13 protein-coding genes are annotated in these 13,618 nt (G+C 50.6%); 3 read left to right on the top strand and 10 right to left on the bottom strand.

Annotated features, from left to right (window positions below):
* Positions 1-120: 120 nt before the first annotated feature.
* The 10 genes from BN3003_RS05600 to rpmH all read right to left on the bottom strand — a co-directional run bounded on the left by BN3003_RS05600 (position 121) and on the right by rpmH (position 7,988).
* Positions 121-1,368 carry an OmpA family protein gene (locus BN3003_RS05600; RefSeq protein ID WP_058355685.1) on the bottom strand — a complete coding sequence of 416 codons (1,248 nt, stop codon included), beginning with the start codon at positions 1,366-1,368 and terminating at the stop codon, positions 121-123.
* A 53-nt stretch (positions 1,369-1,421) separates the two neighbouring features.
* The gene (locus BN3003_RS05595; protein ID WP_058355684.1) at positions 1,422-2,066 is read right to left on the bottom strand and encodes an MBL fold metallo-hydrolase; all 645 of its coding nucleotides are present in this window, start codon (positions 2,064-2,066) and stop codon (positions 1,422-1,424) included.
* Between the two features lie 103 nt (positions 2,067-2,169).
* Positions 2,170-2,559, bottom strand: coding sequence for a protease inhibitor I42 family protein (locus tag BN3003_RS05590; RefSeq protein WP_058355683.1), 390 nt, complete (start codon positions 2,557-2,559; stop codon positions 2,170-2,172).
* A 70-nt stretch (positions 2,560-2,629) separates the two neighbouring features.
* On the bottom strand, positions 2,630-4,210 hold the full coding sequence (gene purH / locus BN3003_RS05585; protein ID WP_058355682.1) for a bifunctional phosphoribosylaminoimidazolecarboxamide formyltransferase/IMP cyclohydrolase: 1,581 nt from the start codon (positions 4,208-4,210) through the stop codon (positions 2,630-2,632).
* 20 nt (positions 4,211-4,230) lie between these two features.
* Positions 4,231-4,470: a helix-turn-helix domain-containing protein gene (locus tag BN3003_RS05580; protein ID WP_058355681.1), complete on the bottom strand. Its 240-nt coding sequence runs from the start codon at positions 4,468-4,470 to the stop codon at positions 4,231-4,233.
* 40 nt (positions 4,471-4,510) lie between these two features.
* A complete protein-coding gene (gene dusB / locus BN3003_RS05575; protein WP_082625562.1) occupies positions 4,511-5,506 on the bottom strand; it encodes a tRNA dihydrouridine synthase DusB in 996 nt (331 codons plus the stop codon).
* A gap of 130 nt (positions 5,507-5,636) precedes the next feature.
* Positions 5,637-7,280, bottom strand: a complete 1,644-nt coding sequence (gene yidC, locus BN3003_RS05570) for a membrane protein insertase YidC (RefSeq protein WP_058355679.1) — start codon at positions 7,278-7,280, stop codon at positions 5,637-5,639.
* Positions 7,281-7,305: 25 nt separating this feature from the next.
* Positions 7,306-7,515 carry a membrane protein insertion efficiency factor YidD gene (yidD, locus tag BN3003_RS05565; protein ID WP_058355678.1) on the bottom strand — a complete coding sequence of 70 codons (210 nt, stop codon included), beginning with the start codon at positions 7,513-7,515 and terminating at the stop codon, positions 7,306-7,308.
* On the bottom strand, positions 7,512-7,850 hold the full coding sequence (gene rnpA, locus BN3003_RS05560; RefSeq protein WP_058355677.1) for a ribonuclease P protein component: 339 nt from the start codon (positions 7,848-7,850) through the stop codon (positions 7,512-7,514). Before rnpA ends, yidD begins: the two co-directional genes overlap by 4 nt.
* A 3-nt stretch (positions 7,851-7,853) precedes the next feature.
* Positions 7,854-7,988: a 50S ribosomal protein L34 gene (gene rpmH, locus BN3003_RS05555; RefSeq protein ID WP_019958174.1), complete on the bottom strand. Its 135-nt coding sequence runs from the start codon at positions 7,986-7,988 to the stop codon at positions 7,854-7,856.
* A gap of 212 nt (positions 7,989-8,200) precedes the next feature.
* On the opposite strand from rpmH, the gene dnaA reads away from it, so the two are divergent.
* The 3 genes from dnaA (at position 8,201) to gyrB (ending at position 13,391) form a co-directional block, all read left to right on the top strand.
* A complete protein-coding gene (gene dnaA, locus BN3003_RS05550) occupies positions 8,201-9,805 on the top strand; it encodes a chromosomal replication initiator protein DnaA (RefSeq protein WP_058355676.1) in 1,605 nt (534 codons plus the stop codon).
* Between the two features lie 14 nt (positions 9,806-9,819).
* Positions 9,820-10,926 carry a DNA polymerase III subunit beta gene (gene dnaN, locus BN3003_RS05545; RefSeq protein ID WP_058355675.1) on the top strand — a complete coding sequence of 369 codons (1,107 nt, stop codon included), beginning with the start codon at positions 9,820-9,822 and terminating at the stop codon, positions 10,924-10,926.
* 77 nt (positions 10,927-11,003) lie between these two features.
* Positions 11,004-13,391 (top strand): DNA topoisomerase (ATP-hydrolyzing) subunit B, encoded by a 2,388-nt coding sequence (gyrB, locus tag BN3003_RS05540; RefSeq protein ID WP_058355674.1) that lies wholly within the window; start codon positions 11,004-11,006, stop codon positions 13,389-13,391.
* Positions 13,392-13,618 lie beyond the last annotated feature (227 nt).

Here is a 13,618-nt window from a genome sequence, read left to right as displayed (position 1 = left end):
TGCATCAAAATCAATTTGTGGAATACTCTTCTTCACCTGCTTTTATCACCAACAGATAATACAAAAGCGGCCTGTAAACATTTACAGGCCGCTTGTTACTGATGAACAACTATATCAGGCTTATTCGGCGATGGTGACTTCCACGCGGCGGTCTTGTGCCATATTGCCGCTTTGGCCGGTGGTGGCTTCAGGTTTCACCAATTCCAATTGGCTCTTAGACACGCCTTGTTTGTTCAGGAAAGAACGCACGGCTTGGGCGCGTTTTTTCGCCAACCATTCATTGCTTTCAGCATCGCCGGTGGCATCGTTATAACCGCTGATGCGCAATTTTTTACCTTCTTTGGCGGCGGCCAACAAAGGCGCGGCCAAGTCTTTGGCGTCGGCGCTGATTTTGGCACTGCCAGTGGCAAAATAGAATTTCAAGGCGCCGTTTTCAAACACGGTGCGGTCGCTAGCGGGTGCAGCGGTGGCATCGCTGGCGGCGCTCACGCCACTGGCGGCTGCGGGCGCGCTGGCACTCACAGCGCTGGCAACTGGCGTGCTGGCGGCCACGGGTGCGGCAATCGCAGGGGCGCTGGCAACCGGTGCCGACGCAGCAGGCGCGCTAGGGGCTTGTCCATCCAAAAACACGGTTTTGCCCAAATAGGCCAATACACCCAACACAATCAAACCCAATACCCATTTTGCCCAGCCCATGCCAGATTTGGCGGTGGCCACTGGTGCCACAGGCGGGGGGGGGGTGCGCAGAGGCGCCGCTTCGGCGGCGGCTGCCACGGTGGATTTTTCGGCAAAATACTGGTCACCCCATGAGCGTATGCCGGCCACCAAGGTCAAGGCGCTGGGTATGCCCATTGCTGCCAATAATTTCGGACTGAAGATTTTGCTGAAGAACGATTCTTGCGCCACCAATTGGCCGTAAAACTGGTGTTGGCCGTATTGGTTGTTTTGTATCCATTGTTTCAACGCTGCCAACACCGTCGGGATGGCCAAAGACATGATGCTGCTCGCTTGCGCATCGTCTATGCCTGCATCTTGTGCCACCGCTTGTTCCACTTCATGGCCGCGGCTGCCAAACAGCAAGCCCAACCATTGGCCGCCCAATTTTTGCACTTTTGCCAAGGCATCGCCTTGCAAGTTCCCTGCTTCCAACCATTTGGTGTCGACATTGGTGCCGGTGAGCAAATTGAAAAAACGCTTGGCGGCATGTTCATCGCCCACATGGCTGATGACGCCTGCCAACACGGCAGGGATGGATTTTTCTACCGATTTGAACGCATGGGCTTCGTCCAAGCCCAAAGCAGTTTGCGCGTATTGCGCCAAAATTGGGCCGACATATTGCCCCAACACTTCTTGAATATGCACTGCCATATTCGCTGTCTCCTCAATAAAGTCAGTTGCGCCTGTGAGTTTACAGGCCGCTTTTAATCTGCTGCGCGCACATAGGGATTGGTGCGCTTTTCGTGGCCTATGCTGGTCATAGGGCCGTGTCCCGGTATCACCTCAGTGGCGTCGGGCAAAGTATACAGTTTTTGCTGGATATTGCTGATTAAATCTTGGTGATTGCCGCGCGGAAAATCGGTGCGGCCAATCGAGCCTTGGAACAAGATGTCGCCGCCGATGATCAAGCCATACTCGGCCGAGTAAAACACCACATGGCCAGGGGTATGCCCTGGGATGTGCAACACTTGAAATTCATGCGCGCCGACTTTGACCACATCGCCCTCGTTCAACCACTGTGTGGGTTTAACTACTGGCGACACGGGGAAGCCATATTTGGCCGTGGCTTCAGGCAATTGGTCTAGCCAAAACACATCGTCAGCATGCGGGCCGATGACTGGCACGTCTTTGAGCGCACGCACATCGGCCACACCACCGGCGTGGTCTAAGTGACCATGGGTCAACCAGATTTGTTGCAAATCCAAACCCAGCTCTTGGATGCGCGCCCACAACACATCGGCATTGCCGCCGACATCGGTCAACACCGCTTCTTTGGTGTCGGCATCCCACAACAAACAGCAGTTTTGCTGAAACGGGGTCACCGGAATGATTTCAACTTGTAAAGTCATGAGTGTCCTTTGCAACGTAATAAGTGTGGCGTAACCGCGTACGCACTGGCCTCAAATGCGGCCTGTAAAGCGATTTACAAGCAGCACAGCGGCTAGAATGGGTTTAACGACTGGCATAAATGTGGCAAGTTGCGGTTTGCGCAATGGCATCGGTTTGCCAAGGGCGCACATACTGCCAGACCAAATCGGTATCGACGGTTTGCTTGGCCAGCAACTGCCATGTTTGTAAGACGGGTGCACCCACGCGACCATCGTGATACAAGGCCTCAGGCGCCAACTCTTGCACTTGCACGGCTTCCGTAGCTGGCAGCAATTGCCAACGGTAACCGGTGCTCAAATTCGCTTCTAATTGCACGGTATAAGGTTTGCCTATGTCCATCTGTGCAGGACACGGCGCGGCCACATCGGGCTGCTGCGCCAGCGCCCCCAGTGCCCATTGCGCACTGCCTGCGCACAACAACAGGCTAAGTCCACGCAAATACGGGTGCAACATCGCTTTGCTCCATGTAAAAAGCCGCCATTAACATCATGATAACAGCGGCCTGTAAACAGCTTAAACGGGATTAATGACGGAAATGACGCACGCCGGTGGTAATCATGGCAATGCCGTGCTCGTTCGCCGCCGCAATCACTTCTTCATCGCGCATAGAGCCACCCGGTTGGATGATGGCTTTGATGCCTTGCTCGGCAATCACATCAATGCCGTCGCGGAATGGGAAGAAGGCATCCGACGCTGCCACAGCCGCATCCAATGAGAATTGCGCGTCTTCGGCTTTGCGAGCGGCAATGCGGGTAGAATCGACGCGGCTCATTTGGCCTGCACCGACGCCGTAAGTTTGGCCGTCTTTGCAGAACACAATCGCGTTGGACTTCACGTATTTGGCCACATTCCAAGCGAACAGCAAGTCATTCCACTCTTGTTCGGTCGGTTGGCGCTCAGATACCACGGTGCAGTCTTCGCGGGTCAACACATGGATGTCAGGGGTTTGTACCAACAAACCGCCGCCCACGCGTTTGATTTCAAAGCGGTTCGCGCCTTCACTGATCGGCACTTCCAATACGCGCACGTTTTTCTTCGCTTCCAACACCGCCAATGCATCGGCAGTGAACGCTGGCGCCATCAATACTTCCATGAATTGGCGTGAGGTAATCGCTTCGGCAGTGGTTGCATCCACTTCGCGGTTAAAGGCAATGATGCCGCCAAACGCGCTGGTGGTGTCGGTAGAATAGGCTTTCAAATACGCTTGTTCGGTATTCGCTGCCACGGCCACACCACAAGGATTGGCGTGTTTCACAATCACACAAGCAGTGTCTTGGAAGGATTTAACCGCTTCCCAAGCGGCATCCGCGTCGGCGATGTTGTTGTAAGACAATTCCTTGCCTTGCAATTGTTTGTAACGTGCCAACGAGCCTGGAGCTGGGTGCAAATCGCGGTAGAACGCGGCTTGTTGGTGTGGGTTTTCGCCATAACGCAAGTCTTGTACTTTGACAAAATTGGCATTCAAATTGGCAGAGAATTCGCCCACGCGAGGTTCACCGGTCAACACATTGTCGTCCAAGCTGGTCAGGTAATTGCTGATCATGCTGTCGTATTGAGCGGTGTGGGTGAAGGCTTTGCGTGACAAATTGAAACGGGTTTTGTCGCTCAAGCCTTGCTCGTTTGCTTGCATCTCATTGATGATGGCTTCAAAGTCGGCATTGTCGGTGACAATCGCCACGCCGCGCCAGTTTTTGGCCGCAGAACGCACCATGGTTGGGCCACCGATGTCGATGTTTTCAATCGCATCTTCAACCGTGCAACCGGCTTTGGCGATGGTGGCGGCGAATGGGTACAAATTCACGCACACCAAGTCGATGTTGCCAATTTCAAATTCTTGCATTTTGGCCACGTGTTCAGGCAAGTCGCGGCGACCCAAAATACCACCGTGGATTTTCGGATGTAAGGTTTTGACACGGCCGTCTAACATTTCAGGAAAGCCGGTGTAATCAGCCACTTCAATCACAGGGATGTCGGCTGCTGCCAACAAAGATGCTGTGCCACCAGTGGATAAAATTTCCACACCCATTGTTGCCAAGGCGCGAGCGAAATCCACCACACCTTGTTTGTCAGACACGCTGATGAGTGCGCGTTTGATTGCCACCATTTTGCTATTCCTTTTATTGATTAAATCAAGCCATGTACCTGCATTTTTTTACGCAGGGTATTGCGGTTTACACCTAAAACAGCTGCTGCTTTGGTTTGATTGCCATCGCAGTATGCCAATACGCGGATTAACAGTGGTTTTTCCACTTTTAAAATCACCATATCGTAGACACCACAAGCGGCTTCGCCACCCAAGGTATCAAAATATTCATCTAAGCTGGCATGAATGCATTGTTCGATGACATCGATGCGTTCATTCATTAAGTTGCTCCTAAAATGGGGGACTCGGTGCAAGCTTGAGCTAGGCAGCACGCCGAGGCCACAAATCGTACTGATGTGACAATTGTTCTAATAAATCAGCTATTTTTTCGTATTGTAATGAAGTTTCTTGTATCTGATTGATATCGGTGCGCTCACGTTGATAGGCATCAAACCCACCCAAATACCATAACAAATGTTTGCGGGCGATTTTCACCCCATGTTCGCCATAAAATGCGTGTATCGCCGCCAAATGTTCCAACACCACGCTGGCGGCAGTGTCAAAATCCAAAGCATCGGGCAATACCCCGTGTTGCAACATGTGCCAAACATCGCGGAAGATCCACGGCTGCCCTTGGGCACCGCGCCCTATCATCACCCCATCGGCACCGGTTTGTTCCAATACCTGCAGCGCTTTGGCAGCGCTGGTGATGTCGCCGTTCACCCACAATGGTATCGGCAAATCGCGTTTGACCGCAGCAATCAATTCATAGCGCGCCTCACCAGTATACATTTGCGTGCGGCTGCGACCATGGATGGCCAAGGTTTGGATGCCGGCATCAACGGCGATTTGGGCAATAGTGGGCACGTTCAAATGGCTGTCGTCCCAACCCAAACGCGTTTTCAAAGTCACCGGCACGTCCACGCTTTCTACCACGGCCTGTAAGATGTCTTTGACCAAGCCTTCGTCTTTGAGCAAGGCACTGCCCGCCAACACATTGCACACTTTTTTGGCTGGGCAACCCATATTGATGTCGATGATTTGCGCCCCGCGCGCCACGTTTAATTTGGCTGCTTCGGCCATCACTTCCGGCACGTTGCCAACGATTTGCACCGAACGTATGCCGGTTTCACCGCTGTGATCGGCGCGCTGCAAGGTTTTGCGGGTGTTTTGTAAACTGGGATCGGACGTGGTCATTTCACTGCTGGCCAAGCCCGCGCCAAAGCGGCGGCACAACATGCGAAATGGCTTGTCGGTAATGCCCGCCATAGGCGCCAACGCCAACGGCGTCGCCAACTCTATACTGCCTATGTGCATCGGTCTCATCATCAAAACAAACAGGGAGGCAATTGTACATTTTTTAAGCACTTATCGAAAGCATTTGTGCGTAAAAAAATAAGCGGCCTGTAAGATTTACAGGCCGCTTATCGGGTTACTTCACATCAGATTAAGCAGAAGCTTTGATGCTTTTCTCAATCTTTTTGTTAATAAACCATTGTTGTGCAATCGACAACACGTTGTTGACCACATAGTACAAAACCAAGCCAGCTGGGAAGAAGAAGAACATTACCGAGAACATCAACGGCATGATTTTCATCATCTTCGCTTGCATAGGGTCTGCTGGCGGTGGGTTCAAATGGGTTTGCAACCACATCGTCGCCGCCATCAACACTGGCAAGATGAACCAAGGGTCTGGACGCGCCAAGTCTTGAATCCAACCCATCCACGGCGCTTGACGCAATTCAACCGAGTTGAACAAGGCCCAGTACAGACCTAAGAACACCGGAATTTGAATCAACATCGGCAAACAACCGCCCAATGGATTGATTTTCTCTTTCTTGTACAGCGCCATCATTTCTTGCTGCATCTTCATGCGATCGTCGCCGTATTCGGCTTTGAGCGCATTCAAACGCGGCGCTACGGCGCGCATTTTCGCCATAGATTTGTAAGAAGCATTGGTCAATGGGAACAAAATCGCTTTGACGATGATGGTGAGCAAGATGATCGCCCAACCCCAGTTACCGACATAACCGTGTATCCAGTTCAACAATTTGAACAATGGCGACGCGAAAATGTGCAATTTACCGAAGTCTTTGCTCAATTCCAAATTGTCAGCCAAAGGCATGATGCGGTTGTATTCCGCAGGACCTGCAAACAAAGTCATCGGCACAGCCACGGTTTGACCGGCAGCCAAATCCGGCAAGGCCACACGCACACCGGCTGAGTACAAGCCATCGCTGCGTTTTTTCACGTCCATGGTGCAGTTTTCGGCTTTACCACACACGCTGGCCGCGTCTTTTTTGTTCAAAATCCATGAAGTAACAAAGTAATGCTGAATCATACCCACCCAACCGGCTTCGGTTTTGCGTTGGTAATCGGCAGTGTCTTTGCCATTTTGGAAGTCTTCATCCAAAGATTTGAAATCAACTTTTTGGTAACGGCCTTCTGGGGTATACACCACCGGACCGGTATAACTGTGCACAAACCAGCTTTCGCCTTCAGGCGCAGAGCCGTCACGCAACATGCGGTACATGGCATCGTAAGCCAAAGGTTTGCCAGTGTTGTTGGTCACATCAAAGCGCACATCAATGGCATAGTCGTTTTTGCGGAAGGTATAGACCTTGTCCACTTTCACGCCATTCACTTCTGGCGCAGTCAAACGCACTTCCACCTTGTCGCCGTTGCCCAAATCGTATTGTTTTTGCGCAGCGGTGAATTTGGTACCTTCAGGCAACAAATACGCGCCTTGTTTGTTCAACAAAGAAGCTTGGGCCACATACGTGTAGTTTTTTTCATCGTCTAACAACACGAAGGTTTTGGTAGCATCGCTGGTGGCATCGTGTTTGCTCAAAACCATGCGACGGATGTCGCCGGTGGCTTGGTCTATCTCGATGTCGTACACATCGGTTTTCACCTTAATGGGGTCGGTCACACTGAGTGAACCTTGCTGTGCCGCTGCAGGGTTGGCGGTTTTGGCCGCATCCGCTTGCACTTGCGCAACAGGCTTTTTGGGTGGTGGGAAGGCGTAATTCCAACCAAACAAAATCGCCATCGCAATCACAGCAAAGGCCATTAGTCTTTTAAATTCCATCGATTATCAATCTTTAAGTCATCGGTTAAGGAACAGGATCATAGCCACTGCCACCCAAAGGGTGACAACGGCAAATCCGACGCAATGCCAACATCGAGCCTTTGCAAGCTCCATGTTTTTGTAGGGCTTCAACAGCATATTGTGAACAGGTTGGCGTGTAACGACAACGAGGTGGCAACATCGGACTGATGGCCACCTGATAAAAACGCACGAATTTCAATAATAAATACTTCATGACGCTTTTTGATTTAATAAGCGCTGCAATTCTTGCCACACCGCTTGAAAATCTTCCTGTTCAAACTTCATTTTGGCACGTACCACGATGTCTTGGGCCGGCAAGCCATGTTTGTGCAAACGAAACCATTCGCGCAATACCCGTTTCATGTAATTGCGCTCATGGGCACGCTTGGCCACTTTTTTGGCCACCACCAAACCCAAACGTGGGTGCTCTTGTGCCTCTCCTAGCAAAACCTGTAAATAACGACCGTGACGCGAGCGGCGTAATGCAAAAACGGATGAAAATTCATCCGTTTTCAACAGTCGTTCAGTCTTGCTAAAGCCTTGATTCAAAGCTTATACAGCCAAGCGTTTACGGCCTTTGGCACGACGAGCTGCCAAAACGGCGCGACCACCACGGGTTTTTGAACGAACCAAAAAGCCGTGAGTGCGTTTGCGTTTGGTAACAGACGGTTGGAATGTGCGTTTCATTGTTGCATCCTTAAATTAATAGTATCTGACGATAAATAAACGCGCTATTACAACGGGTTTTCGCTATTTTGTCAATGCTTTTATGCCGGATTTACCCACAAGCGCCTGTGGATAAATACTCTGCCATCGGCTATAATACACTCTTATTGTTGTTATCCAGAGTTCTTGATTAACAGCGTCCTGTAACATCGCCGATTAAGTCCAACCCATTTATGCCACAAGCCGATTTAAGCCAATTCAGTGCCGTATGGCCTCATGCGCTCTATGTATTGCGCGACACCTTATCCAATCAGCAATACCAAATGTGGATTGCTCCGTTGACCGTAAGCACCGAAAACGATGCTTGGGTGGTGTATGCCAAAAACAATTTTGTCTTCGGCTTTGTCAAAAGCCATTTCTGGCAAAAAATCGAAGCCGCTGTTGCAAATTTGGCTCCAAACGCACCTGTGTTACATTTAAAAATTGGCATGGGCGAACAAGTCAGCGTGGCGACAACGCCGTTGGCAACGGCAGCCAACCCGCCACAAGCATGGACAGAAGACAGCGATGCGGCTGAAGATTTATTGGCTGACGATGTGGCGATGTTGGATGCTGAAGACGAAACCCCTGCAGCACCGGTTAGCAGCAAAGCCAGTCGCGGTGTGACCACGGCGCAAGACATCATCCAAAAAAACTTGGAACGCCCACGCAAACCACGCATTGTGGAAAACAGCTCTGAAATCATTGTGCCATCGGCACCGGCCATTATTAAGTCTACGGCCACCGAATTGCCACCCATAGACAACCCTGCTGAACAAACCCGTTTGAATCCCAGTTATACATTTGAAACCTTGGTACAAGGTAAAGGCAACCGTATGGCGTATGCCGGTGCACAAACCATTGCTGAAAACCCTGGCTCCAGCATGTACAACCCTTATTTCATATACGGCAGCACCGGCTTGGGTAAAACCCACTTGATACAGGCCATAGGCAACCGCATTTACCAGCAACACCCACGCGCCAAAATTCGCTACATCCATGCTGAAACCTATGTGCGCGACATCATGAAGGCGTTTCGCTCCAGCTCTTTTGATGAATTCAAACGCCATTACCATTCGCTCGACTTGTTGTTAATCGACGATGTGCAGTTTATTTCCGGCAAAGACCGCACCATGGAAGAATTCTTCTACTTGTTTAACCATCTTTTGGATGAGAAAAAACAAGTGGTGATGACATGCGACACCTTGCCTGCCAACATCAAAAACATGGACGACCGTTTGAAATCGCGTTTTTCATGGGGCTTAACGGTAGAGTTGGAACCGCCTGAGTTGGAAATGCGCGTGGCGATTTTGCAGAAAAAAGCCGAAGCCGCGCATGTGCAATTGCAGGAAAAAGCCGCCTTCTTTATTGCGCAACACATACGCTCTAACGTGCGTGAACTCGAAGGTGCGTTCAAACGCGTGGCCGCACACAGCTTGTTCCAACACAAACCGATTGATATTGAATTGGCCACCGAAGCCTTACAAGACATATTGGTAGAGGCGCAGCGCCAAATCACGGTCGAGCACATCATGAAGACTTGTGCCGACTTCTACCAATTGAAAATCGCCGATTTGATCGGCAAAAAGCGCACCCGTACCATCGCGCGCCCGCGCCAAATGGCGATGGCGCTGGCCAAAGACCTTACCCAACAAAGCTTGCCGTCCATCGGCCAAGTGTTTGGCGGTCGTGACCACACCACGGTGATGCATGCGCACAAAACCATACACGAATTAAAACAAACCGACGCGAAATTGGCACAGGATTATGACTACCTGTCTGCCATGTTACAAAAATAATCAGGGATGACTTTATGTTGATTTTACAAGCCTCACGCGACGACTTACTCAAACCATTGCAAACCGTGACCGGCATTGTTGAACGCCGCCACACTTTGCCAATTTTGTCGAATGTGCTGATCGAAGCCCAAGCTGGCCACACCAAACTGTTGGCCACCGACTTGGAAATCCAAATCCACACCACCGGCCCTGAAACCCCTACCGAAGATTTTCGCATCACCACCAGCGCCAAAAAGCTGCAAGACATTTTGCGCGCGCTGCCTGAGTCTGCCATTGTCAAACTCGATTGGGCGGACAACCGCCTTACCTTAACCGCAGGCAAATCTCGCTTTAATTTGCAAACCTTGCCGGCCGAAGACTTCCCGATGATGAATGTGGCACAAGACGTCAACGCCACTTTCAGTCTGCGCCAAGAACAATTGAAACTGATGCTGTCACAAGTACAGTATGCAATGGCCATCCAAGACATCCGTTACTACCTCAATGGTTTGTTGTTGCAAACCGAGGGCAACCAATTGCGCTTGGTGTCTACCGACGGTCACCGTTTGGCCTTCGCTGGCATCACCTTGGAAGACGCCAACTTGCCGAAAGCCGAAGTGATATTGCCACGCAAAACCGTGTTGGAATTGTTCAAATTACTCAGCCATCCTGAAGACAACATCACGGTGGAATTGTTGTCTAACCAAGTGCGCGTGCAAAGCGGCGATACCGTGGTGGTATCGAAAGTGGTTGATGGCAAATTCCCAGACTTTACCCGTGTGATTCCTTTGGACAACGACAAATTGTTTTTAATCAACCGCACTACCTTGTTGGGCGCCTTGGAACGTGCTGCCATTTTGGCGAATGAGAAATTCCGCGGTGTGCGTTTGCAATTGAAACCGGGTTTGCTCAGCGTGTTGTGCAGCAATAACGAGCAAGAAGAAGCGCAAGAAGATGTGGAAATAGCTTACCAAGGCGAGGCTTTGGAAGTGGGTTTCAACATCACGTATTTGATGGACGTGTTACGCAACGTCCAAGTTGACGATTTCCAATTGGCGTTTGGCAATGCCAATCAATCGACTTTGTTTACCATTCCAGATAATCCTGATTTCAAATACATCGTGATGCCAATGCGCATCTAAGGCCATGTATTCCAAGCGGCCTGTAAACGTTTACAGGCCGCTTGTATCAGCTTATCCATTAACAGAAGAAGTGACTTATGACTCAACCAGAAGAATACGGTGCTGACAGCATTAAAGTGTTAAAAGGTTTGGATGCAGTACGCAAACGCCCGGGCATGTACATTGGTGACACCCAAGACGGCAGCGGCTTGCATCACATGGTATTCGAGGTACTCGACAATGCCATCGACGAAGCCTTGGCCGGCCATTGTGACACCATCGTGGTCACCATTCATTCTGACAACTCCATCTCAGTTGAAGACAATGGTCGCGGCATTCCCACCGACATGCACCCCGAAGAAAACCGTTCTGCGGCCGAAGTCATCATGACCATTTTGCATGCCGGCGGTAAATTCGATAACAACTCTTACAAAATCTCAGGCGGCTTGCACGGCGTCGGCGTGTCTGTGGTCAACGCCTTGTCCGACTGGCTCACCCTCAATATTTACCGCAATGGCAAAGAACACTTTGTCGAATTCAACCGCGGCGATGTGGTCGCACCATTAAAACAATTGGGCGACACCAGCAAACAAGGCACACGCGTGCAATTCTTGGCCAGTGAAGAGACGTTTGGCGTGGTCGAATTCAATTTTGACATCTTGGCCAAACGCATACGCGAATTGTCGTTCTTGAACAATGGCGTGGCCATCCAATTGATGGACAAACGCGATGGCCGTCATGAAGACTTTGCTTTTTCAGGCGGCGTCGGCGGTTTTGTCAAATACATCAACCGCACCAAAACCGCTTTGCACGACAAAATCTTCTACACCCAAGGTGAATCCGAAGACGGCATGAGCGTGGAAGTGGCGATGCAGTGGAACGACTCTTACCAAGAACAGGTATTGTGTTTCACCAATAACATTCCACAACGCGATGGCGGCACCCATTTGACCGCTTTGCGCCAAGTGATGACGCGCACTTTGAACCAATACATCGAAGACAACGACATCGCCAAAAAATCCAAGGTACAAACCGCTGGTGACGATATGCGCGAGGGTTTGACTTGCGTGTTGTCGGTAAAATTGCCCGACCCGAAATTCAGCTCACAAACCAAAGACAAATTGGTTTCCAGCGAAATCGGCCCGATTGTCAATGAGGTGATTAACGCCGGTTTGAAAGACTTCTTGGAAGAAAACCCCAACGAAGCCAAAATCATCACCAGCAAAATCGTTGATGCCGCCCGTGCACGCGAAGCCGCACGCAAAGCGCGTGAAATCACCCGCCGCAAAGGCATCATGGATGGCTTAGGCTTGCCGGGCAAATTGGCCGACTGCCAAGAAAAAGACCCAGCGATGTCTGAACTGTATCTGGTCGAAGGGGATTCGGCCGGTGGCTCAGCCAAACAAGGCCGCGACCGCAAATTCCAAGCGATTTTGCCGCTCAAAGGTAAGATTTTGAACGTGGAAAAAGCGCGTTTCGAGAAAATGCTTGCCAGCCAAGAAGTGGCGACTTTGATTACCGCTTTGGGCTGTGGCATCGGCAAAGAAGAATACAATCCGGACAAATTCCGCTACCACCGCATCATCATCATGACCGATGCCGACGTCGATGGCGCCCACATCCGTACCTTGTTATTGACCTTCTTCTACCGCCAAATGCCGGAAATCATTGAGCGCGGTTATGTCTACATCGCTCAACCACCGCTGTACAAAGCCAAACACGGCAAGCAAGAGCGTTATTTGAAAGACGATTTTGAGCTCAACCAATTCTTGCTCAACTTGGCCTTGCAAAACGCGCGCATCGAATCCGATGGCAAGACTTTGGAAGGTGAAGAACTGGCCAACATCGCCAAACAATTCATGCTCACCCGTGGTGTGATTAACCGCGAAAGCCGCGCCGTTGACCGTGCCGTATTGGTGCAATTGGTGTATTTGCCAGAAATCTCGTTTGCCACCCAAGAAGATTTGTTGGCGGCCGAGAAATTATTGCAAGACAACATCAGCGACCCAGACATCTTGATTGAGGCGATTGCTGGCGACGAACACCATTTGGGTAAACTCAAAGTCACCCGCCGTTTGCACGGCAATGTGATGGTGACCTACCTGACCCAAGGTTTCTTGGAAAGCAAAGACTACCAATCCATCAAACAAATGGCGGTCTTGCTCGACGGTTTGGTACACGAAGGCGCAGTCTTGTTCAAAGGCGAGAAAGAACAGCCTGTGAAATCGTTTTCGCAAGCCTTGGATTGGCTGTTGGCCGATGCGCAAAAAGGCCTGTCCATCCAACGCTACAAAGGCTTGGGCGAGATGAACCCTGAGCAATTGTGGGAAACCACCATGGACCCACAAGTTCGCCGCTTGTTGAAAGTGAAAATCGACGACGCCATCGCCGCCGACGAGGTCTTTGTGACCTTGATGGGCGACGAAGTCGAACCACGTCGCGAATTCATCGAAAGCAATGCGTTGACGGCTGAGATTGATATTTAAGCTGTCGCCACTCCAAAAGCGGCCTGTAAATGTTTACAGGCCGCTTTTTCATGCTCGGTGTTCACTTCATCGCAATAGTCAGCAAGATTTCTTTGCAACACGGTATTACAAACGGGCTGAAATCAGCCTTTTTACCGCTGTTGCCATTGCAGTGATGCTGTTTGGCCTGCATGGTTTTACTGAGTTGTTTCTCTGCCCATGATGCCAAATAAGCGGCCTGTAAGTGC

It is taken from the genome of Vitreoscilla massiliensis (genome assembly GCF_001457815.1).
GTDB classification, from domain to species: domain Bacteria; phylum Pseudomonadota; class Gammaproteobacteria; order Burkholderiales; family Neisseriaceae; genus Vitreoscilla; species Vitreoscilla massiliensis.
Note: the sequence above shows the minus strand (reverse complement) of the source record. Positions and strands in the feature narration are given on the sequence as shown.